22 protein-coding genes and 2 tRNA genes are annotated in these 23,876 nt (G+C 68.1%); 14 read left to right on the forward strand and 10 right to left on the reverse strand.

Annotation, left to right across the window (positions count from 1 at the left end; translation table 11 throughout):
• Positions 1 to 59: 59 nt before the first annotated feature.
• The 8 genes from J8G10_RS09840 to rpmH form a co-directional block, all read right to left on the reverse strand.
• Complete coding sequence (locus J8G10_RS09840) at positions 60 to 1,037, reverse strand: ParB/RepB/Spo0J family partition protein (RefSeq protein WP_251443810.1); 978 nt, start codon at positions 1,035 to 1,037, stop codon at positions 60 to 62.
• Positions 1,037 to 1,963, reverse strand: a complete 927-nt coding sequence (locus J8G10_RS09845) for a ParA family protein (RefSeq protein ID WP_251443813.1) — start codon at positions 1,961 to 1,963, stop codon at positions 1,037 to 1,039. The genes J8G10_RS09840 and J8G10_RS09845 overlap by 1 nt, the downstream gene beginning before the upstream one ends.
• A gap of 966 nt (positions 1,964 to 2,929) precedes the next feature.
• Positions 2,930 to 3,571 carry a 16S rRNA (guanine(527)-N(7))-methyltransferase RsmG gene (gene rsmG, locus J8G10_RS09850; RefSeq protein ID WP_251443815.1) on the reverse strand — a complete coding sequence of 214 codons (642 nt, stop codon included), beginning with the start codon at positions 3,569 to 3,571 and terminating at the stop codon, positions 2,930 to 2,932.
• Positions 3,572 to 3,586: 15 nt separating this feature from the next.
• Positions 3,587 to 4,072, reverse strand: coding sequence for a R3H domain-containing nucleic acid-binding protein (locus J8G10_RS09855; RefSeq protein ID WP_251443817.1), 486 nt, complete (start codon positions 4,070 to 4,072; stop codon positions 3,587 to 3,589).
• On the reverse strand, positions 4,069 to 5,151 hold the full coding sequence (gene yidC / locus J8G10_RS09860) for a membrane protein insertase YidC (RefSeq protein WP_251443819.1): 1,083 nt from the start codon (positions 5,149 to 5,151) through the stop codon (positions 4,069 to 4,071). Before yidC ends, J8G10_RS09855 begins: the two co-directional genes overlap by 4 nt.
• Positions 5,152 to 5,154: 3 nt before the next feature.
• Positions 5,155 to 5,505, reverse strand: a complete 351-nt coding sequence (yidD, locus tag J8G10_RS09865; RefSeq protein WP_251443821.1) for a membrane protein insertion efficiency factor YidD — start codon at positions 5,503 to 5,505, stop codon at positions 5,155 to 5,157.
• Positions 5,502 to 5,834, reverse strand: coding sequence for a ribonuclease P protein component (gene rnpA, locus J8G10_RS09870; RefSeq protein WP_251443823.1), 333 nt, complete (start codon positions 5,832 to 5,834; stop codon positions 5,502 to 5,504). The genes yidD and rnpA overlap by 4 nt, the downstream gene beginning before the upstream one ends.
• Before the next feature lie 3 nt (positions 5,835 to 5,837).
• The gene (rpmH, locus tag J8G10_RS09875; RefSeq protein ID WP_116241601.1) at positions 5,838 to 5,975 is read right to left on the reverse strand and encodes a 50S ribosomal protein L34; all 138 of its coding nucleotides are present in this window, start codon (positions 5,973 to 5,975) and stop codon (positions 5,838 to 5,840) included.
• A 300-nt stretch (positions 5,976 to 6,275) separates the two neighbouring features.
• On the opposite strand from rpmH, the gene dnaA reads away from it, so the two are divergent.
• From dnaA to J8G10_RS09910, 7 genes are all read left to right on the forward strand, one after another.
• The gene (dnaA, locus tag J8G10_RS09880) at positions 6,276 to 7,676 is read left to right on the forward strand and encodes a chromosomal replication initiator protein DnaA (RefSeq protein WP_251443825.1); all 1,401 of its coding nucleotides are present in this window, start codon (positions 6,276 to 6,278) and stop codon (positions 7,674 to 7,676) included.
• 516 nt (positions 7,677 to 8,192) lie between these two features.
• Positions 8,193 to 9,332, forward strand: a complete 1,140-nt coding sequence (gene dnaN / locus J8G10_RS09885; RefSeq protein ID WP_251443827.1) for a DNA polymerase III subunit beta — start codon at positions 8,193 to 8,195, stop codon at positions 9,330 to 9,332.
• A gap of 217 nt (positions 9,333 to 9,549) precedes the next feature.
• Entirely contained in the window at positions 9,550 to 10,764 is a 1,215-nt protein-coding gene (gene recF, locus J8G10_RS09890; RefSeq protein WP_251443829.1) for a DNA replication/repair protein RecF, read from the forward strand.
• Complete coding sequence (locus tag J8G10_RS09895; RefSeq protein WP_251443832.1) at positions 10,757 to 11,248, forward strand: DUF721 domain-containing protein; 492 nt, start codon at positions 10,757 to 10,759, stop codon at positions 11,246 to 11,248. Before recF ends, J8G10_RS09895 begins: the two co-directional genes overlap by 8 nt.
• 118 nt (positions 11,249 to 11,366) lie before the next feature.
• Positions 11,367 to 13,448 (forward strand): DNA topoisomerase (ATP-hydrolyzing) subunit B, encoded by a 2,082-nt coding sequence (gene gyrB / locus J8G10_RS09900; protein WP_251443835.1) that lies wholly within the window; start codon positions 11,367 to 11,369, stop codon positions 13,446 to 13,448.
• Between the two features lie 65 nt (positions 13,449 to 13,513).
• Complete coding sequence (gene gyrA / locus J8G10_RS09905; RefSeq protein ID WP_251443838.1) at positions 13,514 to 16,093, forward strand: DNA gyrase subunit A; 2,580 nt, start codon at positions 13,514 to 13,516, stop codon at positions 16,091 to 16,093.
• Entirely contained in the window at positions 16,090 to 16,491 is a 402-nt protein-coding gene (locus J8G10_RS09910) for a DUF3566 domain-containing protein (protein WP_251443841.1), read from the forward strand. The genes gyrA and J8G10_RS09910 overlap by 4 nt, the downstream gene beginning before the upstream one ends.
• A 73-nt stretch (positions 16,492 to 16,564) precedes the next feature.
• Here J8G10_RS09910 and J8G10_RS09915 read toward each other — a convergent pair whose 3' ends face one another.
• The gene (locus J8G10_RS09915) at positions 16,565 to 17,278 is read right to left on the reverse strand and encodes a VIT family protein (protein ID WP_251443843.1); all 714 of its coding nucleotides are present in this window, start codon (positions 17,276 to 17,278) and stop codon (positions 16,565 to 16,567) included.
• Positions 17,279 to 17,466: 188 nt separating this feature from the next.
• Here J8G10_RS09915 and J8G10_RS09920 point away from each other — a divergent pair, with 188 nt between their 5' ends.
• From J8G10_RS09920 to J8G10_RS09950, 7 genes are all read left to right on the forward strand, one after another.
• Positions 17,467 to 18,762, forward strand: coding sequence for a histidine kinase (locus tag J8G10_RS09920; RefSeq protein ID WP_251443846.1), 1,296 nt, complete (start codon positions 17,467 to 17,469; stop codon positions 18,760 to 18,762).
• Positions 18,750 to 19,451: a response regulator transcription factor gene (locus tag J8G10_RS09925; protein WP_251443848.1), complete on the forward strand. Its 702-nt coding sequence runs from the start codon at positions 18,750 to 18,752 to the stop codon at positions 19,449 to 19,451. Before J8G10_RS09920 ends, J8G10_RS09925 begins: the two co-directional genes overlap by 13 nt.
• Complete coding sequence (locus J8G10_RS09930) at positions 19,448 to 20,371, forward strand: DUF4097 family beta strand repeat-containing protein (protein ID WP_251443850.1); 924 nt, start codon at positions 19,448 to 19,450, stop codon at positions 20,369 to 20,371. Before J8G10_RS09925 ends, J8G10_RS09930 begins: the two co-directional genes overlap by 4 nt.
• Positions 20,372 to 20,425: 54 nt before the next feature.
• Positions 20,426 to 20,499 (forward strand) — tRNA-Ile (locus J8G10_RS09935).
• A 63-nt stretch (positions 20,500 to 20,562) separates the two neighbouring features.
• Positions 20,563 to 20,635: transfer RNA gene (locus J8G10_RS09940), tRNA-Ala, on the forward strand.
• A gap of 83 nt (positions 20,636 to 20,718) precedes the next feature.
• On the forward strand, positions 20,719 to 21,810 hold the full coding sequence (locus tag J8G10_RS09945) for a hypothetical protein (RefSeq protein WP_251443852.1): 1,092 nt from the start codon (positions 20,719 to 20,721) through the stop codon (positions 21,808 to 21,810).
• Between the two features lie 72 nt (positions 21,811 to 21,882).
• The gene (locus J8G10_RS09950; RefSeq protein WP_251443854.1) at positions 21,883 to 22,356 is read left to right on the forward strand and encodes a hypothetical protein; all 474 of its coding nucleotides are present in this window, start codon (positions 21,883 to 21,885) and stop codon (positions 22,354 to 22,356) included.
• A 49-nt stretch (positions 22,357 to 22,405) separates the two neighbouring features.
• On the opposite strand, the gene J8G10_RS09955 is transcribed toward J8G10_RS09950, so the two are convergent.
• Positions 22,406 to 23,830, reverse strand: coding sequence for a PLP-dependent aminotransferase family protein (locus tag J8G10_RS09955; protein ID WP_251443856.1), 1,425 nt, complete (start codon positions 23,828 to 23,830; stop codon positions 22,406 to 22,408).
• Between the last annotated feature and the right edge of the window lie 46 nt (positions 23,831 to 23,876).

Below are 23,876 nucleotides of genomic sequence, written 5' to 3' on the forward strand. Positions count from 1 at the left end.
GCATCCGCTGTCAGCGAAGACGTTCCGGGCCGAGTGATTACCAGGGGTGTCTCAGAGGCTCAGGAGCCGAAACCCTCCTGGCCGATCTCCTCGAGGATCCGGTTCAGATCCTGAATGGAGGCGAACTCGATCTTGACCTGGCCTTTCCTGGCGCCCAGCGCGATCTGGACCCGGGTGTTGAGGCGGTCTCCCAGCTTGCCGGCGACGTCGTCGAGGTAGGCGCGGCGCGCGCCCGCCTGTGGCTTGACCGACTTCGTCACGGTGCCGGAGGCCGCAATGACCTTGGCCGCCTCCTCGGTCGCGCGCACCGAGAGATCCTCGTTGACGACCTTGTCTGCCAGCCGCTGCATGAGGTCGGCATCGTCGAGGGAAAGGATCGCACGCGCATGGCCCGCGGTCAGCACGCCGGCAGCTACACGCTGCTGCACGGGAACCGGTAGACGCAGGAGGCGGATCGTGTTGCTCACCTGCGGTCGGGAGCGTCCGATCCGCGTGGCGAGCGCCTCCTGAGTGATGCCGAAGTCCTCGAGCAGCTGCTGGTAGGCGGAGGCCTCCTCGAGGGGATTCAGCTGCGAGCGGTGCAGGTTCTCGAGAAGAGCGTCGCGCAGGAGATCTTCGTCGGCGGTCTCCCGAAGGATCGCCGGGATCGAGTCCAGGCCGGCCTCGCGCGCGGCGCGGGTGCGCCGCTCGCCCATGATCAGCTCATACTGGCCGTCGGAGTTCTGCCGCACCACGACCGGCTGAAGCACTCCGAACTCGCGCACGCTGTGCACAAGCTCAGCCAGATCGTCCTCGTTGAAGTGCGTGCGCGGCTGGCGCGGGTTCGGAACGATGTCGTGCGGGTCGACCCGGATCAGGCGGGCACCCGGAACCGCGACGAGATCCGCCTCGGGCTCCGCACTGACCGTCGGCGTGGTCTCCTTCGCGGTCTCCGTGGTCCGCGCCCCGGGGAAGAACACGTCGACCGGTCGCTCTGCAGCATCCGAAGTGGGGATGAGTGCGCCGATCCCCCGGCCGAGTCCCGTGCGTTTGGCCATCAGTGCCCCTTCTCGTTCTCTTTCGTCGCCCGTCGAGCGATCTCCACTGCTGCTTCACGGTAGGCGACGGCGCCCACCGACTGTCCGTCGTACGCGATGACCGTCTGACCGAAGCTCGGCGCCTCGGAAACACGGACGGAGCGCGGAATCACGGTGTTCAGAACCTCGTGCGGGAAATGTCCACGGACCTCCTCGGCGACCTGCTGCGCAAGACGGGTACGTCCGTCGAACATGGTCAGAAGAATGGTCGACATCGTGAGGTCAGGGTTCAGATGCTTCTGGATCATCCGGATGTTGCCCAGCAGCTGGCTCAGCCCCTCGAGTGCGTAGTACTCGCACTGGATCGGGATCATCACTTCCGTCGCCGCCGTGAACGCATTGATCGTCAGCAGCCCCAAGGAGGGCGGGCAGTCGATGATCACGATGTTCATGGGGTGCGCCGCCAGGTAGTCATTGAGTGCCGTGCGCAGTCGGTGCTCGCGCGCGACCTGGGAGACCAGTTCGATCTCGGCGCCCGCGAGATGGATCGTGCTCGGCGCACAGAGGAGATTCGGCGACTCCGGACTCACCTGCACGACGTCCGCGAGAGGCACGTCACTGATGAGAACGTCGTAGATGCTCTGCAGATCTGCGGTGTGGGGCACTCCCAGCGCTGTCGACGCGTTTCCCTGCGGGTCGAGGTCGATCACCAGCACTTTCGCGCCGAGCTCCGCCATCGCTGAGGCGACATTGACCGCGGTGGTGGTCTTACCGACGCCGCCCTTCTGATTCGAGATCGTGAAGATCCGCGTGGGTCCGTCGAAGTGCACGGAGACGGCTTCCAGAGCCTTGCGACGCGCAGTGAGATCTGCGAGCTCCCGCGCCAGGGGGGTGTCCACGCCGTATTCAGCAGTCGAGGTGTTCGAGGACTGTTTCACGTGAAACATCCACTCCTTTCGACGATCTCCGACGGGGAAACGACGGAATCTCCACTCTAACTTGAACCACCGACCATCCCACCGTCGAGGACGGGATCTTTGCGATGTTTCACGTGAAACCTGATTGTGTGGACCGATCCCTCAGTCGTGCAGCGCTTCCGCCATGCGATCACACCTGGGATCCCGGCACCTAGCCCCGTGACGGAGACCCAAGGGTGCAGGGGCGGACTGCAGCAGAAGGAGGTGAAAAGGAAGTGAAGAGGTACAGGGGGTACGGGAGGTACAGGGAGGCGCAGGGGTACGAGAGGCACCGAGAGTGAAGAGGTGCGGGGAAGTACAGGGACGTGAAGGGGTACTGAGACGTACAGAGAAGTGAAGGGGTCCAGGAACGTACGAGGTAATGGCGCGTGCAGGGGTAAAGGCGGTAGCGGTCCGCAGCGCACCACCCGGGGGCGCAGGGACGTACAGAGGTAACGGGACCTATAGGGGTAGCGGGACCCAAGGGGGAATGGAGACGTAGAGGGGTACAGGGAGGTATCGGCCCACAGCCAGGTACCCGGGGACACAGGAAGGTGCCGCGGCACAGAGAAGTACAGGGCCGAGGAGACGGGGTGGGGTTGCAGCAACGTACAGGAGTAGAGGGACGTACAGGAGTAACGGGACGTACAGGGGCACAGGGACGTACAGGGAGACAGAGAGGTGCAGGGAGACAGGGTCCCGAAGTCCCGCGTCCCAGGCGTCATGACATTCAGGGGCCCTTTCCATGCTGAGGAGCGGTCGTGCGTGATCCTCACGACGGGCCGCAGCCCCCACTCCCCTGCGAACCCAGGGAGCGATCGTCATCGCGGGAAAGATCACTGCCTGAGAACGAGCACTCAGCATCCAGTTGCTGGGAGCCGAAGAGTCCGAGGAATCGCCCACTCCCCGCGTCGCGGGTTCGATTCGGGGCAATTGCCTCGCGTGGCCCGTGCGGCGTCAGGCGCGGACGGTAGCGCGGAGAACGCGTGTGGTCTCCGCGAGCACGCCTTCGCCGAGGGTCTCTACTCGAACGTCGCTCAGCAGGAACTTCCGGATCTGCTTCTGAGCCGCAGTGATCTCGTTCTCCGCATTCGCGCCCTTCAGCAGGGCAAGCTCGCCGCCGTTGCGCACGAGAGGTGCCGTCCACGGAAGCAGCGTGCGCAGTGCACTGACCGCACGCGCGGTCACCATGTCAAAGCGTGCACTGAGACCCACGTCCTCCGCCCGGCCACGTACGACGGTCACGTTGGAAAGCCCCAGCGCCGACACCTGTTCGTCGAGCCACGCGACGCGGCGCTCCATCGGCTCGATCAGTGTCCACTCGACGTCGGGTCGAGCGATACCGAGCACGATGCCGGGCAGTCCTGCACCGGATCCCACGTCCGCCACTGAGCCGTGAAAGAGCGGCGCCGCGATCGCACTGTTGAGGATGTGGCGGGTCCAGAGTCGGGGAACCTCAAGGGGCCCGATCAGCCCGCGCCCCTCCCCCTGTGCCGCCAGCGCCGAGGTGAAGCTCCGGGCGAGGTCGATCCGATCGCCGAAGAGCGTAGCGGCGACAGCCGGCTCCCGCTCCAGGGATCCCGAGTCCGAGTCAGACATGTTTCACGTGAAACGTTAGTGGCGGCGGATGACCGTGTGTCGCGTCGGACCGTCGCCGTACGACTCGGAGACCAGTCCGCGCTCCGCCACGATGTCGTGCACCAGCTTGCGCTCGTAGCTCGACATCGAGGGCAGCGATGCCTGGGAGGCGCCCTCGTCGAGCTTTGCCACGGCCGAGTCGACCAGGCGCTCCAGCTGGGTGCGGCGCGCGTCGCGGGATCCTGCGACATCCAGGATCACCCGTGAGAACGATCCGGTGCTGCTCTGAACCGCCAGGCGGGTCAGCTCCTGCAATGCCTGAACGGTGTCCGGCGCGGAAAGCAGCCGCAGTCCGTCTCCCTCGGCCTCGACCGAGACGTAGGCACGACCCTGCTTGACGTCGAGCGTCAGATCACCGTCGATGTCGGCGATGTCCAGCAGTCCCTCGATGAAGTCCGCTGCGACATCACCCTCGTGCTCCAGGTCGGAGACCGTCGGCTCCGCCACATCCTGCTCGGTCACGACTTCTCCCCGCTCTGGTCCCTCTTCGCGCGCTTGGCGCTCTTCGGCTGCTGACGCTTGGGCTGCTGCGCACGAAGACGCTCGGCGTCTTCCAGCATCTTCTGCTGCTCCGCCTCGAAGACCGCGACCGGCACGACCTTGCCCTCGGAGTTGATGGCCTTGCCCTTGCGAGCGAGACGCTCCTCGCGCGCCTTGGCGGCATCGGATCCGGGTGTCGGCATCTCCCGAAGCACGAGGAACTGCTGGCCCATGGTCCACAGGTTGCTGATGAACCAGTAGATGACCACGCCGAGGGGGAAGAACAGACCCGAGAAGATGAAGCCCAGCGGAAGGATGTACAGCATGATCTTCTGCATCTGGTACGCCTGGCCGGTCTTGGCCTCGGGCGACAGGTTCTTCGAGATGATCTGGAGCTGGGTGAAGAACTGGGATCCGATCATGAGAATGACCAGGACGACGAGGATCGCGACCGTGGTCTCCCAGCCGGTCGGCTTGTGCTGGACGGCGTCGACGAGGCTCGTATGCAGCGGCGCGACGCCGAACAGAGTCGCGTCGTAGAACTGCTTGGTCAGCTGCTTCGTCAGCAGCCACACGCCGCCCTCGCCGGCCACGGCGTGCTTCTTCACATCGCTCAGCGTGTAGAACATTCCGAGCAGGAAGGGCATCTGCACCAACAGCGGAAGACAGCTCGACATCGGCGTCGTGCCGTGCTTCTTATAGAGCGCCATGGTCTCCCGACTCATGGCCTCGCGGCTCAGCTGATCACGCTTGCCCTTGTACTTCTCCTGAACTTTCTTCAGTTCAGGAGCGATTTCCATCATCTTGCGCTGGCTCTTGATCTGCCGCACGAAGAGCGGGAACACCGCCGCGCGGATGACCAGCACCAGGCCGACGATCGACAGCACCCAGGTCAGGCCGGCGGCCCCGGGCATCCCGATCGCGGTGAAGAGCCAGTGCCAGGCGACGAGGATCGCCTCGACCAGGGCCTTGAAGGGCCACATGACGGTGCCGAGCAGGTCGAAGCCGCCGCTCGAGGCAGCGGGCGTCGTAGACGCGGCAAACAGGAGGTCGGAACCCACTGGTCAGTCCTTTCGGGAGGGTACGACGAATCCTCGAGGCGTGAGGGCGTGTCGGAAGTTCTTGTGCGGCGGCACATCGTCCACGCCGCCGTGGCTCCAGGGATTGCAGCGCAGGATCCGCCACGCCGAAAGGCCTGCGCCCTTCACCGCACCGTGCTGCTGCACCGCACCTACAGCGTAGGCGGAACAGCTGGGGTAGTACGCACAGACATCGCCGTACAGCGGGGAGACCACCGCGCGGTAGGCGGTGAGGAACCCCAGCAACAGATTGCGAGGCGCCAGGGGAACCGCCCGCAAAGCGTCCGCGGCATGCAGATGCGCCGTCCCACGGGAGTACGCCGGAAGCGCGCTCATCGCGCCCCCCGGGCGACGGCGCCGTCCACGTCTGCGAGCAACTCGGCGAAGGTCGCGTGTGCGGCGGTCGGCAGTGCACGGATCACGACGTCGATCCCGTCGCGCAACGGAAGCTGACGGGCACAGGCATCCTTCAGACGACGCCGAACGGTGTTGCGGGTCACCGCGTTTCCCACCTGCTTGCTCACGATGAAACCGAAGCGCACGGGGCGCTCTTCACCGGTGTCGAGCACCGAGACGATCAGCCGGGGCCCGCCGTATCGCCGCCCGCGCCGAACCACCGTGCGGTAGTCGGACCCGCGGACGAGGCGATGCGGGCGGGCGAGCACGGATTACGCCGAGAGCTCGACACGGCCCTTCGAGCGGCGTGCCGACAGGATGGCGCGGCCGGCGCGGGTGCGCATGCGGGCGCGGAAGCCGTGCTTCTTGGCGCGGCGGCGGTTGTTGGGCTGGAAAGTGCGCTTGCTCATGATTTCTCCGGGAAGGGAAGCTGTCACCGGGATCGACGCGGCCGGAGACGGGTGGACAAAGACTGCCGAAATGGCATAAGTCAACCGATTAAGGCTACGACGTCGCCGCACACATCGCAAACCGAGCAGGCGAAAGGAACATTATCCACACCTGTGGACGGATCCGCTCACAAGGACACGCCGTCCGGGGATCCCAGTCACAGGTTGCCCTCGCGGCCCAGGCTGACTACCGTGGCACGAGCAGTTATCCACAGGAGCGAGATCGAATCCGCGGCTGTGCCGAGCCACCCCGGGGGAACCATGTCCGCATCCGCAGCGTCCGACGTCCCGATCTGGGACGAGCTGCTCGCCGAGCTCGTCGGCGATGAGCGCGTGACCGCCCCCCTGCAGGGCTTCCTCAATCTCGCCGTCCCCGCCGGGGTCATGACGGCGACGCTCTACCTCGAGGTTCCGAACGACCTCACCGCCGGCCAGATCAACAAGCGCCTCCGGCTGCCGATCATGGAGGCGCTCGCCCGCATCGGCGACGAGGTCACGTCCTTCCGCGTCACGGTGAACCACGACATGGTGGAGCAGCAGACCGCTCCGATCCCCGTGGCCGACTTCGGCGCGACCCGTCAGGAACCCGCCCGCGTCGAGTCCCCGATCGAGCAGCAGCCGACGCCGATCCGGCACGAATCGCGACTGAACCCGAAGTACGTCTTCGACAACTTCGTCATCGGCCAGTCCAACCGCTTCGCCCACGCCGCCGCCGTGGCCGTGGCCGAGGCGCCGGCGAAGGCCTACAACCCGCTGTTCATCTACGGCGGGCCCGGGCTCGGCAAGACCCACCTGCTGCACGCCATCGGCGACTACGCCCAGTCCCTGTACGCCGGGGTCAAGGTGCGCTACGTGTCGAGCGAGGAGTTCACGAACGACTTCATCAACTCGATCGCGAACAACCGCGGATCCGCGTTCCAGGCGCGGTACCGCGAGGTCGACATCCTGATGATCGACGACATCCAGTTCCTGCAGGGCCGCGCGGAGACCCAGGAGGCGTTCTTCCACACCTTCAACCAGCTGCACGACCACAACAAGCAGGTCGTCATCACGAGCGATCTCCCGCCGAAGCACCTCACCGGCTTCGAGGAGCGGATGCGCAGCCGGTTCGAGTGGGGCCTCATCACGGACGTGCAGGCGCCCGACCTCGAGACCCGCATCGCCATCCTCCGCAAGAAGGCGCAGAGCGAGCAGCTGCACGTTCCGGATGATGTGCTCGAGTACATCGCGACCAAGGTGTCGTCGAACATCCGCGAGCTCGAGGGCGCGCTCATCCGCGCCACGGCGTTCGCGAACCTGAACCGCTCCGCGCTCGACATCGCCACCGCGCAGACCGCTCTGCGCGACATCGTCGACCAGGACGAGGACAGCATCATCTCGCCGACCGACATCATCACGACGACGGCGAACTACTTCAAGCTCACCGAGGACGACCTGTACGGCTCGAGCAGATCGCAGCAGATCGCGACGGCCCGCCAGATCGCCATGTACCTGTGCCGCGAGCGCACCAACCTCTCCCTGCCGAAGATCGGCCAGCTCTTCGGCAACCGCGACCACACCACGGTGATGTACGCGTACAAGAAGATCAGCGAGCTCATGAAGGAGCGTCGGGCCATCTTCAACCAGGTGACCGAGATCACCGCACAGCTCAGCCGGCGCTGATCCGGGTCCTCGCCCCCCGCGGCTCGGTGCCCGCCCTCCGCTCCCGCGCGGACCGCTGCGGGCCTTTCGGCGACTCCTCGGCGAAATCCGGCATCCGCCCCGCCCGAGAGTCCACATGTGGATAACTTGGGGATATCTCGTCCGACAGACGGCGTGGATTCCCCACACAGCACCCTGATCTGTGGATAACTCGGACGACACGTTCTTCCAGGCAGGGCCTCGGACCCCACTGTTTCCGCAGGGTCTCCACAAGTCACAGTCGTGTAGTTCCCTACGGCCGCAAAGCATCCCCAGAGTTATCCACAGTATCCACAGGCGTTAACACCGTTAAGAACTCTCTTCGAATCTCGGTCCATCGATCACCTCCCGAGGCCGACCTGGGGATGGATCCGGATCCGAGGGTCTGCGACCTGGACGGGAAGCCTGCTGGCATTAGCATGGGATCCCCTGGTGTCTGCCGGGGTCGGAGGGAACGACGGTCATGTCCCTGCGGGTCGAATCGACGAAGGAGCACCGGTGAGGTTCCAGGTCAATCGCGATGTCTTCAGCGAAGCAGTGTCCTTCGTCGTCAAGCTCCTGCCTCAGCGCAACCCCCAGCCGATCCTCGCGGGCGTGCTGATCGAGGCCGGCGACGACGGCCTCACGCTCTCGGCGTTCGACTACGAGGCCTCCGCGCGCACGACCATCGAGGCGACGGTCGAGGAACCGGGCACGATCCTGGTGCACGGCCGCCTGCTGTCCGACATCGCCAGCCGCCTGCCCAATGCGCCCATCGAGATCTCGGTCGAGGAGGACGGAGGGATCGCGGTGCGCTGCGGATCCGCCCGGTTCACCCTCGCGGCCATGCCGGTCGAGGAATATCCCTCGATCCCCGAGGTCTCCGGCACCAGCGGTCTGGTCCCGGCCGAGGAGTTCGGCACCGCCATCGCCCAGGTCGCCTTCGCGGCGTCGCGCGACGACGTCACCCCCGTCCTCACCGGCGTCCAGCTCGAAGTGGGCGACAACACGCTGAGCCTCGTCGCCACCGACCGCTACCGGGTCTCGCTCCGCGACGTCCCCTGGGACGGCGCGGCCGGGGAGCAGACCGCGCTGGTTCCGGCGCGCACGCTGCAGGAGGTCGGGAAGACCTTCGGCCACGCGGGCACCATCCAGATCTCGTTCTCCGGAGCCGGGGACCGCGAGATCATCGCGTTCACCGCCGGCAACAAAACCGTCACGTCGCTGCTGATCAAGGGCAACTTCCCGCCGGTGCGCCGGCTCTTCCCCGAGCAGACCGATCACCACGCGGTGGTCAACACGGCCGACCTCACCGAGGCCGTCCGACGTGTGGCGCTGGTGCTCGACCGCTCCGCACCGCTGCGGTTCACGTTCGACACCTCCTCGGTCACGATGGACGCATCGGGCGGTGAGCAGGCCAGGGCCTCCGAGTCGGTCGACGCGCACCTGAACGGCGAGGAGGTCACGCTGGGACTCAACCCGCAGTACCTGCTCGAGGCGCTCGGCGCGGTCAAGAGCGAGTTCGTGCGCGTCACGTTCACCTCGTCGGACAATGCGAACAAGCTCAGCCCGGTGCTCGTCACCAGCCAGACCTCGGTCGACCAGGCCGGACTGGACTCGTTCAAGTACCTGCTGCAGCCGAACCTGCTGCTGCGCTGACGCGCGGCCCGTCGCCGGATCCGCTGCTGGGCTTACGCGCCCGTCGCGAGATCCGCGAGACCGAAACTCCTTTACGAGACCGACGTTCTCATCGTCGGTTTCGTGACGCGGGTTCGGTCTCGCGGCTGTTTCGCGCAGCACGGCGGGGCAACGGAGCCGGCCGGGTCGAGCGCTCCCGCCGGTCCGGCTGTCGGGGGCCGCGGGTAAGGTTGCTCGGGTGATTGTGGAGCACCTCAGCCTCGTGGATTTCCGCAATTACGCGACCGCCGAACTCACCCTGCACCGCGGGCCGAACGTCCTCGTGGGGCGCAACGGCCAGGGCAAGACCAATCTCGCCGAGGCGATCGTCTTCCTCGCCACCCTCGGCTCGCACCGGGTCTCGTCCGACGCGCCGATGGTGCGCGACGGATACGACGCGGCGATCGTCCGCACCCGCCTCGCCCACGGACCGAGAAAAGTCCTGATCGAGGTGCAGATCAATCGACAGGGATCGAACAAGGCGCGCATCAACGGAGCGCCAGGCCGCACGGCAGACCTCCCGCGCTACGCCCACGTCGTGCTGTTCGCCCCGGAGGACCTGCAGATCGTACGGGGCGACCCCTCGGCGCGGCGGCGGTTCGCCGATCAGCTGCTCATCCAGCGCACGCCGCGCATGTCCGCGGTGCTCGGCGACTACGACCGCGTGCTCCGGCAGCGCACCGCGCTGCTCAAGTCGGCGCGCGCCCGGGGCATGAAGGCGGAGGGCCTGACGACCCTCGACGTCTGGGACGACAAGCTCATCGCGCTCGGATCCGAGATCATCGACGCGCGATCCCGGCTGGCGGCGGATCTGCAGCCGGGCGTGGCCGCGGCCTATGCGGCGATCGCCGGGGCCGACCACGATCCGCGCCTGCACTGGGCGCAGTCGATCCGCGGCGGGGATCCGGAGGAGGCCTCCCTGAGATCGGTCGCCGAGACTGCCGAAGCGCAGGGACCGGATCCCGCGGAGTCCGTCGGGTCCACAGCCGAGCTCTTCCGCGCCGCCCTCGTCGCCAAGCGCTCGGCGGAGCTCGAGCGCGGGCTCACCCTGGTCGGACCGCACCGCGACGACTTGCTGCTGCGGGTTCGCGACCTGCCGGTGAAGGGATACGCCTCGCACGGCGAGTCCTGGTCGATCGCGCTGGCGCTGCGCCTCGCCTCCGCGGAGCTGCTGCGCGCGGAGTCCCCCGCCGGCGACCCGGTGCTCATCCTCGACGACGTGTTCGCCGAGCTCGACGCCGAGCGCCGGCGCCGGCTGGCCGACCTCACCGCCGACTACGAGCAGGTGCTGGTCACCGCCGCGGTCGAGGAGGACATCCCGGAGGTGCTGCATCGGCATGTGGTGCGGATCTCCGCCGGCACGATCACGGATGAGCGCGAGAACCCTGCGGACGGGGAGGCGGACCATGACTGAACCCGTCGAGCCCGACGTGCCGGAGACCGTCGCGACCTACCTGCGCCTGCGCGGACTCAAGCCGAGCTCGAAGAACTGGAAGCGAAAGAAGCGCCTCGTCGACGACGAGAACGCGCCGTTCACCGCGGGCCGGGATCCGGGCACGCTCGGCGACGTGCTGGCGAAGCTCACCAGGGATGCGGGCTGGGAGGCGGCGCTGAGCCGTGAGGACCTGGTGCTCCAGTGGGCCGAGCTCGCCGGGCCGGACACGGCGAAGCACTCGGAACCGGTGTCGCTCGAGGGCGGGATGCTCACGGTGAAATGCGACTCGACGGCTTGGGCGAAGAACCTGCAGTACATGCGCGCCGTGATCATCACGGAGATCGGCCGACGCTACCCCGAGGCGGGCGTGGAGAACATCCGCTTCGTCGGGCCGGACGTCCCTTCCTGGAAATGGGGCCCCAGAGTCGCTCCAGGGCGCGGTCCGCGCGATACCTACGGTTAGGACATGATCCATCCCGTCGAGGGGGGCTTCAGGCGCGCAGAAGCGCGTACAACGAGACAGGAAGGGGTCTTTCCGATAGACTGACGACCTAGATCTTCGATGTGGAGCCTCCCCTCAGATGACGCCTGAAACCCCCTCTGACGCGAACGAATCGACCCAGACGGGGGCTGAAGCACCCGGATCCGCGACGAACCAGAGCACCGCCGGCACGCCGGCCGAGCCTGCCGAGTACGGCGCCGACTCGATCCAGATCCTCGAAGGCCTCGAGGCGGTGCGCAAGCGCCCCGGCATGTACATCGGCTCGACCGGCCCGCGGGGTCTGCATCACCTGGTGTACGAGATCGTCGACAACTCGGTCGACGAGGCCCTCGCCGGTTACGCCGACACGATCCTCGTCACGCTGCGCGCCGACGGCGGCGTGCGCGTCGTCGACAACGGCCGCGGCATCCCGGTGGATCCCCACTCGTCGGATCCGACGAAGTCGACCGTCGAGGTCGTGCTCACGATCCTGCACGCCGGCGGCAAGTTCGGCGGCGGCGCCTACGCGGTCTCCGGTGGTCTGCACGGCGTCGGCTCATCGGTCGTGAACGCCCTCTCCACCCGCTTCGAGGTCGAGGTCAAGCAGAAGGGCTTCGTCTGGCGGCACAGCTTCGCCGACGGCGGGGCGCCGCAGCAGCAGCTCGAGAAGGGCGAGGCCACCACCGAGACCGGGACCGCGATCACGTTCTGGCCGGACGGCAGCATCTTCCAGGAGACCGTCGAGTTCGACTACGACACCCTCCGTACCCGGTTCCAGCAGATGGCGTTCCTGAACAAGGGCCTGCGGATCGAGCTCGTCGACGAGCGCGAGGGCGCGACGGTCGACGAGGAGGTCGACGGCACCGTCGTCACCCACCAGCGCGCGGACGTGTTCTTCTACGAGCGCGGCCTCGTCGACTACGTCGAGTACCTCAACCACGTTCGCAAGGCCGACGTGGTCAACGACGAGATCATCGCCTTCGAGTCGGAGGACACCGAGCGCAAGATCTCGCTCGAGGTCGCCATGCAGTGGACCACCGGTTACACCGAGAACGTGTTCACCTACGCGAACACGATCAACACGCATGAGGGCGGCACCCACGAGGAGGGCTTCCGCGCGGCGCTGACGACGCTCGTCAACCGCTACGCGCGCGCGAACAACATCCTCAAGGAGAAGGACGACAACCTCACCGGCGACGACGTGCGCGAGGGCCTCACCGCGGTCATCTCGATCAAGCTCGGCGAACCGCAGTTCGAGGGCCAGACGAAGACCAAGCTCGGAAACACCGAGGCGAAGGCGTTCACGCAGAAGGTGGTCGGCGATCAGCTCGGCGACTGGTTCGACCGCAACCCGAAGCAGGCGAAGAACGTGGTGACCAAGGCCGTCGAGGCCGCCACCGCCCGCATGGCCGCCCGCAAGGCGCGGGAGACCGCCCGCCGCAAGAGCGTCTTCGAGTCGGCCGCGATGCCCGACAAGCTCAAGGACTGCACGAGCAAGGATCCGTCGATCTCGGAGATCTTCCTCGTGGAGGGCGACTCGGCCGGCGGTTCGGCCGTGCAGGGTCGTGACCCGCACACCCAGGCGATCCTGGCGCTGCGCGGCAAGATCCTCAACGTCGAGCGCGCGCGACTGGACAAGGCCCTGGCCAACAAGGAGGTCCAGGCGATGATCCAGGCCTTCGGCACGGGCATCGGCGAGGACTTCGACCTCGAGAAGGCGCGCTACCACAAGATCGTGCTGATGGCCGATGCCGACGTCGACGGCCAGCACATCACGACCCTGCTGCTGACGCTCCTCTTCCGCTACATGCGCGGGCTCATCGAGGCCGGCTTCGTGTTCCTCGCGATGCCGCCGCTGTACCGCCTCAAGTGGACGAACGCCCCGCACGAGTACGTGTACTCCGACGCGGAGCGCGACGCCCTGCTGAACGAGGGGCTCGCGAACGGCAAGCGGATCCCCAAGGAGGCTGGCATCCAACGCTACAAGGGTCTCGGCGAGATGAACGCCAAGGAGCTGTGGGAGACCACGATGGATCACACCACGCGCACGCTCCGCCAGATCACGATCGACGACGCCGCCGCGGCGGACGAGATCTTCAGCGTGCTGATGGGCGAGGACGTCGAGTCCCGCCGCAGCTTCATCCAGCGCAACGCCAAGGACGTGCGGTTCCTCGACATCTGATCCCGTGACGGGATCCGCGCGCCGCAGCGCGCACAAAACTTCTGGACCACTCAGGAAGAGCAGACATGGCTGACGACGAAGAGATCATCACGAACGAGGGCGCGCAGGACATCCGGGACGGCCACAACCACGGCAAGATCGACCAGGTCGACCTGCAGTCGGAGATGCAGCGGTCGTACCTCGACTACGCGATGGCGGTCATCGTCGGCCGCGCGCTGCCCGACGTGCGCGACGGACTCAAGCCCGTGCACCGCCGTGTGATCTACGGCATGTACGACGGCGGCTTCCGCCCCGACAAGTCGTTCTCCAAGTGCGCCCGCGTGGTCGGCGAGGTCATGGGTCAGTACCACCCGCACGGCGACACCGCGATCTACGACACCCTCGTGCGCCTGGTGCAGCCGTGGTCGCTGCGCTATCCGCTCGCGCTCGGTCAGGGGAACTTCGGCTCCCCGGGCAACATGGGCGCCGCGGCCCCCCGGTACACCGAGACGAAGATGGCTCCCCTCGCGCTCGAGATGGTGCGCGACATCGAGGAGAACACGGTCGACTTCTCGCCGAACTACGACGGCCAGACCGAGGAGCCCGACGTCCTGCCGGCGCGCTTCCCGAACCTGCTCGTCAACGGCTCGATCGGCATCGCGGTCGGCATGGCGACGAACATCCCGCCGCACAACCTGCGCGAGGTCTCCGACGCCGCGCTGTGGGCGCTCGAGAACCCCTCGCTGCCCCGTGAGGAGCTGCTCGAGGGCCTGATCCAGCGGGTCCCCGGCCCCGACTTCCCGACCGGCGCGCAGATCCTCGGCACGAAGGGGATCCAGGAGGCGTACCGCACCGGACGCGGATCCATCACGATGCGCGCGGTGGTCGGCGTCGAGGAGATCCAGGGCCGCACCTGCCTCGTGATCACCGAGCTGCCCTACCAGGTGAACCCCGACAACCTCGCGGTGAAGATCGGCGACCTCGCCCGTGAGGGCAAGATCACCGGCATCGCGGACATCCGCGACGAGTCGAGCGACCGCACGGGCCAGCGCCTGGTCATCGTGCTCAAGCGCGACGCGGTCGCCAAGGTCGTGCTGAACAACCTGTACAAGCACACCCAGCTGCAGGACAACTTCGGCGCGAACATGCTCGCGATCGTGGACGGGGTGCCCCGCACCCTGGCGCTGGACGGCTTCATCACGCACTGGCTCGACCACCAGATCGACGTCATCGTGCGCCGCACGAAGTTCCGCCTGGCCAAGGCCGAGGCGCGCATGCACATCCTGCAGGGCTACCTCAAGGCGCTCGACGCGCTGGACGAGGTCATCGCCCTGATCCGCCGCTCGCCCTCCGCGCAGGAGGCGAACGAGGGTCTGCAGAAGCTCCTCGACATCGACGAGGAGCAGGCCCAGGCGATCCTCGACATGCAGCTGCGCCGCCTCGCGGCGATGGAGCGCCAGAAGATCATCGACGAGGCCGCCGAGCTCGAGGTGCGGATCGCCGACTACAAGGAGATCATCGCCGACGAGGGCCGTCAGCGTTCGATCATCCGCGACGAGCTGACCGCGATCGTCGAGCGCTTCGGCGACGAACGCCGCACGCACATCCTGCACGGCTTCGACGGCGACGTCTCGATGGAAGACCTCATCGCCGAGGAGGAGATGGTCGTCACGGTCACCCGTGAGGGCTACATCAAGCGCACCCGGAGCGACAACTACCGTTCGCAGCACCGTGGCGGCAAGGGCGTCAAGGGGGCGCAGCTGCGCGCCGACGACCTCGTCGAGCACTTCTTCGTCACGACCACGCACCACTGGCTGCTGTTCTTCACGGACAAGGGTCGCGTCTACCGCACCAAGGCGTACGAGATCCCCGAGGCCGGTCGTGACGCGAAGGGCCAGCACGTCGCCAACCTGCTCGCCCTGCAGCCGGAGGAGAAGATCGCCCAGATCCTCGACATCCGCGACTACGAGGCGGCCCAGTATCTCGTCCTCGCCACCCGTGGCGGCCTGGTCAAGAAGAGCCGGCTCGGCGACTACGACACCAACCGTCAGGGCGGCGTCATCGCGATTCGCCTGCGCGAGGAGGACGAGCTGGTCAGCGCGTTCCTCGTCGACGCGACGGACGACGTGCTGCTCATCAGCCGCCACGGGATGTCGGTGCGCTTCCACGCGACCGATGAGGCGCTGCGCCCGATGGGACGCGCGACCGAGGGCGTCAAGGGGATGCGGTTCGCCCCCGAGGACAGCCTGCTCTCGGCCTCCCTCGTCACCGATTCCGGCTTCGTGTTCGTCGTCACCGACGGCGGCTACGCCAAGCGCACCTCCGTGGACGAGTACCGTGTGCAGGGCCGTGGCGGTCAGGGCATCAAGGTCGCGAAACTGAACGATGACCGGGGGATTCTCGCCGGTGGCCTGATCGTCCAGGAAGACGATGAGGTCCTTGTGGTTCTTGCCAGCGGCAAGGTGGTACGCTCTGCCGTGGCCGAGGTGCCGGCAAAGGGTCGCAACACCATGGGCGTGGTTTTCGCCCGGACCGACGAGGACGATCGGATCCTTGCGATCGCCCGGAACACCGAGCGCGGCCTGGCCGACAGCGAGGAGTCCGAGGACTCCGGTGCGGCCCCCGAGACCGAGTCCCCCGAAGCCCCCGAAGGAACTGACGCATGAGCACGGTAGCCGACAAGCTCGCGAAGAAGTCATCCCGGAAGACCTCCAGCAAGCAGGTGCGTCTGCGCCTGGTCTACATCGACTTCTGGTCGGCGGTGAAGCTGTCCTTCCTGGGGGCGATCGCGATCGCGATCGTCACGCTGGTCTCGTTCCTGCTGATCTACCTGGTGGTGGACGCCACCGGCCTGATGGGGAAGGCCGATGAGTTCGTCAGCGGCATCGCCGACGGGTTCAAGCTCAGCAAGGTGATCGGCCTCCCCCAGGTGCTGGCCTTCGGATCGGTCTGCGCGATCCTGAACCTCATCGTGTTCACGGTGCTGGGCGCGGTCGTCGCCGGGATCTACAACTTCGCGGTCAAGGTGACCGGCGGACTGCTGGTCGGCTTCACCTCGAACTGACGCAGCGGACTCGCGAAAGGCCCGGATCCCTCGGATCCGGGCCTTTCGTCGTCGGGGTGCGGCCGAGTCGGCGTCAGACCACTCCGGTCGTGCCCAGCAGCGTGCCGATGAGCCAGGTCGCGACGAGGGCGAGCGCGCCGCCGATCACGAGACGGAGCGATGCGCGCACCGCGTTCGAGCCGCCGATCCGTGCCGAGAGGGCGCCCGTGGCCGCGAGGGCGACGAGCACGGCGACGAAGGTGACAGGGACGCGCCAGGCCGGCGGCGGCAGCAGGATCGCCAGGAGCGGCAGGATCGCCCCCGCGGTGAAGGCGATCGCCGAGGAGAGGGCGGCGTGCCACGGGTTGACGAGGTCGTCCTGATCGATGCCGAGCTCGACCTCGAGATGCGCGGCGAGGGCGTCGTGGGCGGTGAGCTCGACCGCGACCTGATGCGCGGTCTGTTCGCTCAGGCCGCGCTGCTTGTACAGCTCGGTCAGCTCGGCGAGCTCCGCTTCCGGCATGGTGCGCAGTTCCTCGCGCTCCTTGGCGATGAGGGCGCGCTCGCTGTCGCGCTGACTGCTCACCGAGACGTACTCGCCGAGCGCCATCGAGATCGCGCCGCCGATGAGGCCGGCGAGGCCGGCGATGAGGAGCGCGGCGTTGTCGGTGGTCGCCCCGGCCACGCCGACGACGAGGGAGGCGACCGAGACGATGCCGTCGTTGGCGCCGAGGACTCCGGCGCGCAGCCAGTTCAGGCGCTGACCGAGTCCGGAGCCGTGCGGTTCCTGCGGATGGAGTGCGCTCACCTGGTGCTGTCCCGTTCTCTCGCTGCGTGCATGAGATCACGTAAGCATGAGCGGGCGCGCGCGTCCATCGAGGATAGGCATGCATAAGCCGCGCCGATCCGGATCCCGAGACGGCTTATGGAAATCCCGAACGGCTTCCTCCGGCTGCCTCCGTTCCCCGTCCGCGAGCACCCCCGTAGCGTGGAGCCATGTCTACCGCTCCGTCCTACAGCCCGCCCCCCTCGGGGGCGGCCGCCGGCCCGCTTCCCGCGGCCGCCGCACGCACGCCGCTGCGCCTGTTCCTCACGATCCTCGAGCTCGCCGCCCTCGGCGTCATCGGATCCGGGCTCGTCGGCTTCCTGACGGCGTGGCTGTTCGGCGGGGTCGGCCTCCTCTTCGTCGGCGTCGGGATCGTGATGCTCGTGGGGCTGGTCTACGCGCTGTTCGGGCTCGGCTGGTTCGAGATCGCACGACTGAACGGCCTCTACGGCTTCGACCTTCCGGCTCTACGCTGGCGTCCTCGCGAGCGGCCGGGCTTCGGCGGCTGGCTGCTGTCGCTCTGGCGCCAGGCCTACAACGGGCGGATGTGGCGGGCGATCGCGAACTTCGCGATCGCGTGCGCGCTGGGCTCGCTGGTGCTGCGCCTCATGACCTGGTTCGGCTGGTCCGCCGTGACGGCGTTCGCGCCGCTGTTCACCGGCGGCGATGTCGACACCGGCTGGGGCACGAGCTATCCCCGCGCGTGGGCCCCCGTCCTCGGCGGCGCGGGCGCGGCGGCGGCCGTCGTCGGCATCATCAGCCTGGCGCTGCTGCACCGGGTGATCTCGCGCGGCATCGTGGCGACGCCCGACCGCAACCTCGATCTCAGCGAGCAGGTGCGCACCACCACCGCGCAGCGTGCGGGCGCGGTGCGGGCGGCCGATGTCGAGCGCACCCGGATCGAGCGGGATCTGCACGACGGCGTGCAGCCGCGCCTCGTGTCCGTCGGGATGACCCTCGGGATGGCGCAGCAGAAGATCGACACGGATCCCGAGGCGGCGAAGGCGCTCATCGCCGAGGCGCACACGTCCACCAAGGCGGCGATCACCGAGCTGCGCCAGCTGGCGCGCGGCATCCACGCCTCGGTGCTCGACGACCGCGGGCTCGACGCGGCGCTCTCCGCGCTGGCCGGACGCTCGCCGGTGCCCGTGGCGCTCGACGTGCGACTGGACGGCCGCTGCTCCCGTGACGCCGAGGCGGCGGTCTACTTCGCCATCGCGGAGTCGCTCACCAACGCCGCCAAGCACTCCCGGGCGAGCGAGTGCCGTGTCGTGGTGCGCAAGCGCGACGGCGGCACGCTCTGGGCCCGTGTCGAGGACAACGGCATCGGCGGTGCGACCGTCATCGCCGGCGGGGGCCTCGACGGGATCGGCAACCGGGTGCTCGCCGCCGGCGGCACCATCCGGCTGGACAGTCCGGTCGGCGGTCCCACGAGCCTGGAGGTGAGCGTCCCGTGCGCATCCTGATCTGCGAGGACTCCGTCCTCCTGCGCGAAGGCCTCGTACGTCTCCTCGAGGACGCCGGGCACACTGTGGTCGCGGCCCTCCCCGACGCCACCGAGCTCGACGAGACCGTCGACGCCCGCGATCCCGAGCTCTGCATCCTCGACGTGCGCCTGCCGCCGACGTTCGTGGACGAGGGGATCCGCGCAGCTCTGTCGCTGCGCAAGCGCCTCCCCCAGCTGCCGCTGCTCGTGCTCTCGCAGTATGTGGAGGAGCGGTACGCGTCCGACCTCATCGCGGCTCAGGGATCCGCGGGTCCGCTGGGCTACCTGCTGAAGGACCGCGTCGCGGACGTCGCCGAGTTCATCGAGTCGGTGCAGCGCATCGCCGCGGGTTCGACCGTGCTGGATCCGGAGGTCGTGGCGCAGCTGCTCACTCGGCGGAGCCAGGACGACCGGATGCGGAGTCTCACCGATCGCGAGCGCACGGTGCTCGCGATGATCGCCGAGGGCCGGTCGAACCAGGCGATCGCGGGCACGCTGTTCCTCTCCGAGGCGAGCGTCGAGAAGCACATCACCGCCATCTTCCAGAAGCTCGGGCTCGAACCCGACGAGTCCGGCAACCGCCGGGTGCTCGCCGCGATCGCCCACATCTCCAGCACCGGCCGGGGTGGATCCCCGGCCGGCCCTTCACAGACGGGAACGAACCGATGACCGATGTCACCCCTCCCGCCCCCGGCACGGACCCGTTCGGCGGGGCGCCGGCGACGCCCGCGGCCCCGGCGACCCCGGGCGCCGAGCACTCCCCGGGTTCCCCTGCGCCACGGCCGCCGCGCGGTGCGCTCACCGCGATCACGATCGCCGCGGCGATCATCGGCGGCGGCGCGCTCGTCACGGTCGGCGGCACGTCGGCGTTCGCCGCGATGCATCAGGTCGCGACCGGGAACGGATCCGCGCGGAGCAGCAGCACGGTGCACGCCGACGGGATCACCACGCTGAAGGTCGACGTCGGCCGCGGCGATGCGACGATCCGGTTCGGCGACACGACCGACGCGACGATGATCGTCGACGGCCAGGACGCGGGCGACTGGACCATGCGCCGTGAGGGCGACGTGCTGCGGATCGAACGTCCGGGCGGAGCCTTCGGATGGTGGATCGGCGCCTGGTTCGGACAGGATCCGCAGATGACGCTCACCCTTCCCCGCGAGCTGGAGGGCGAGCTGAACGCGGACCTCCAGCTGGATGCGGGATCGCTCACGGCGGAGGGGCGGTTCGACACGCTGTCCACCACCGTGAACGCCGGGCAGCTGACCGTCGACGGAGGAGCGAAAGCCTTCACCACGCGGATCAGCGCCGGATCCGCCACGGTGCGCCTGCAGGACGTGACCACCGCCGACCTGTCGATGTCGGCCGGAGACATCAGCGCCGCGATCAGCGGCTCCCAGCCCGACCTGATCCGCCTCGACGTGAGCGCCGGATCCATGGACGTCACGGTTCCGTCCGGCCGCTACGACCTGTCGAAGGACACCTCGGCGGGGAGCCTGGACGCGCAGATCCAGACCGATCCGTCGTCCTCTCATCGCATCCAGTCGACCCTGTCCGCAGGGAGCATCACCCTGACCGAAGGGCGCTGACCGCGCCGATTTCGTGTTCGCGCCGCCGTCAGGTAAAGTCTTGGAGGTTGATACGGGGCTATAGCTCAGGCGGTTAGAGCGCTTCACTGATAATGAAGAGGTCCCAGGTTCAAGTCCTGGTAGCCCCACCGACATGTGAGCGGATCCGAGAAATCGGATCCGCTCATTCGGTCGAAACCCGTCATCGACACGGGGCCTTAGCTCAGTTGGTAGAGCGCCTGCTTTGCAAGCAGGATGTCAGGAGTTCGAATCTCCTAGGCTCCACAGTTTCCTGATCATCGACTCGTCGCCTCTCTCACAGAGGGTGCACAGCGCGCGTGCGCGCCGTCGCACTTAGGCTGACGAAGATGTCGACCGCGCAGGAGACGGAGCCTGAAGAGCTGCTTCTCGACCCGATGACCCGGCGGGCGCGGCGCCGACGAGCGGCCATGATCGCCGGGGCCTTCCTCGCCGTCTCCCTGATCATCGTCGCATCCCTGTTGCTGGTCTCGACCAGCTCCGGCGGCCGGACCTCCGTGCTGATCGGGACGTGGGGTACGGATCGCCTCCTGGGCCTCGCAGGAGTCGTGAGTCTCGGTGCGCTCGCGGTCGGCCTCTGTGCGATCCCGGTCGCCCGCCTCTGGCTTCTGCTGCTCGTCCCCGTCCGGATCGTTGCGATCATCACCGCCGGCCTGGCGGGTTTCGCGTGGGTGATCACCTCGTCGGCGACGGTCGTCCCCCTCCTCAGTGACGGCTGCGAGACCGGGTACATCGTCGAGGAGCGGTCATTCCTGTTCGCCGCCTCGGGCACCGTCTTCCGCAGCGACGGGATCTTCGTGACCGCTGTCGAGTCCACCCGCGCGGACGACGGGTATCATCCCTTCGCCGACGGCGCCTATGTCGTGGAGCAGTCGGGGGACGCGCTGCGGGTGCGGTACGCCGCGTCGCGCAAGGCTGCGGCGAGTCCCGTCTCGACGGCAGGCGCGTCCGCCTTCTTCCTTCCGAAGCTCGCCGGCCACACCCGGGCCTGTGGTCTCAGCACCGGCGCTCGACCCCCCGTGGAGGAATCACCGCCGCCGCCGAGCTACACCAGGGCGGAGCTCCGCGCCGGCGTGGAGGACCTGTCTCTCGCATCGCTCGAGGCCGCCGTCGGACTCGTCCGCGACAGGACCGGAGCTCGGCTCGATCCTGAATCCGTCGCCGTGGAGCAGGAAGGATGCGACGAGGAGGGGGCGCAGTTCGTCGCGGCACTCGAGTTCGAGACGGATGACAACGCCGCCTCGGTGATGGGGATCCTCCAGCGGTGGGATGCCGCGGGCTACTCTCGAGACCGCGCGATGCACGAGGACCTCCGCTACAGCGAGACCCTTCCGGTCGCGACGATGAGCCTCCGGGACACGAGCACGATCGATGGCCTCATCCACATGCGGCTCACCTCGCAGTGCAGCATCGACCCGTGAGCACGCCGCGCGCGACGTCGATGGCAGGGCGTCCGGTGAAGTGCTGAGAGGATGGCCCCGAGGGGGATTGGCATGTCGACGAGATCGCAGGCTCCGAAGGCGAGACGCCGATTCAGCGGCTGGATCGTGCTCGGAATCGTCGTCGCCGCGATCGTCGGTCCTCCGGTGACGATCACCCTGGTGAACGACGCCTCGGCGCGAAGCGTCGAGTCGTCGTTGCGGGCGCTTCCTTTGCCGGAGAGGACTGAGCTGGTCGACTCGACGTCCCGCGCGGCGAAGATCGTGGGCAACGGGAACGGCATGCAGTACCTGGGTGCCCTCCTCATCCGCAGCGACGAGAGCGCGGTCGAGTTGCAGGCCTTCTACGACGCGCAGAGCATCCCCGGCGATCTGACCGTCGCCGTCGCCCCGTCCGGGCGGCTGAATGACTTCCACGGTGCGGGCGGTTTCCTCGATGAACCCGGTGAGGCCGGGACGTTCGTCGTCTACGCGTGGGGCGAGGGTCCGGGCGAGGTGTTCGAGGAGTTCGACCTGCGCGGGCACTGACCTGCCGTTCCGTCGCCGGTCCCGGCGGGCGAGGCACGGGGCCCGCGTGCTACACGACCGCCTCGGCGAGGGCGGCGATCGGAGACAGGCGCGGAGCGCCCGCGGTGACGCGCCCCCACGATGCCGCGAGGATCTCGACGGCCCGCTCCAGTTCGCGCGGCTCGGCCGTGAACGGGATCCGCAGTCGTCGTTCCTGGCCGCCCTCCACCGCGAAGCGGCCGCCGGCGCTCAGATGCAGACCGTGCGATGCGGCGTCGATCACCAGCGCCGAGCTGAGCGGTTGTGCGAATCCGGTCCAGAGCGCGACCCCGCCGTGCACCCGGGGCACAGACCACTCCGGCAGCGCGCGGGCGAGCGCGCCGCTCAGGGCATCCCTTCCGGCGCGCAGCAGTGCCGAGCGCTGCGGCAGGATCTCATCCAGCCGCTGCACCACCCGCGTCGCGACGGCCTGCTCGAGGTCGGGAGTGCCCAGGTCGTGGGTGGGGCGGGCGGCCCGCAGGCGCCGGATCACGTCGTCGGCCGCGCGGATCCAGCCGATCCGCAGGCCTCCCCAGACCGACTTGCCGAGGGATCCGACCCGGATGGTCGAGGTGTGCCCGACGCCGAGCGGGTGCAGGCGCGGGAGCCCGTCGATGTCGAGATCGGCGGTGGTCTCGTCGATGAGGAGGAAGGATCCGGCGTCGTGCGCCGAGCGTTCGAACACCGCCCGCTCGGCGACGCTCATCGTGCGGCCCGTCGGATTCTGGAACTCGGGCATCAGGTAGGCGAGCACCGGTCTCGTCCGGGCGAACGCCTGGGCGGCCCGATCCACGTCCCAGCCGAGGTCGCAGTCCACCGGCACGCCGACGAGCCGGGCGCCCACGCGGCGGAACGTCTCCATGGCGTGCGGATAGCTCGGCGTCTCCAGCAGTACGCGGTCGGCACGTCGCAGCAGCGTGGAGGCGATGAGGTTCAGTGCCTGCTGCGCACCCGTCGTGACCATGATCTGCGACGGCGTCGTCGGGATCCCCTGTTGCGCATAGCGATCGGCGATCGCCCCCCGCAGCTCGGCGTGACCGAGGATGTCGTATCCGGCCCGGGAGACGAGCGCGGTCGCCGAAGCCGCGGCCTCGGCGATCACTCCGGGAAGCCCGGGCCAGGCGGGGGGACTCGCCTGCTGCAGATCGATGCCCTCCCGATCGAACCAGCGTGCCGCGGCCGTGCGTCCGAGCGGGCGGGTCACGCTGCCGGATCCCTGCCGGCTCACGATGTGGCCCGTGCTGCGCAGGCTGCGGTAGGCGGCCGCGACCGTGGTGCGGCTCACCCCGAGTGCTGCGGCGAGCTCGCGTTCCGCCGGGAGGGCGGTCTCGGCGGCGATCCGGTTGTCCAAGCACAGCAGGCGGATGGCGTCGGCGAGGGCGTCGAAGGCGGGTTCGCTGGTGCGCCACAGTCCGAGCAGCTCGACCAGGGCGCGAGCGGAGAGCCGGGAGTCCATGAGGCCAGCCTAGGCCGATTGGACTGGTGTCAACAGTCCATTTCTG

The organism is Microbacterium sp. USTB-Y (assembly GCF_023703415.1).
Taxonomy (GTDB): Bacteria; Actinomycetota; Actinomycetes; order Actinomycetales; family Microbacteriaceae; genus Microbacterium.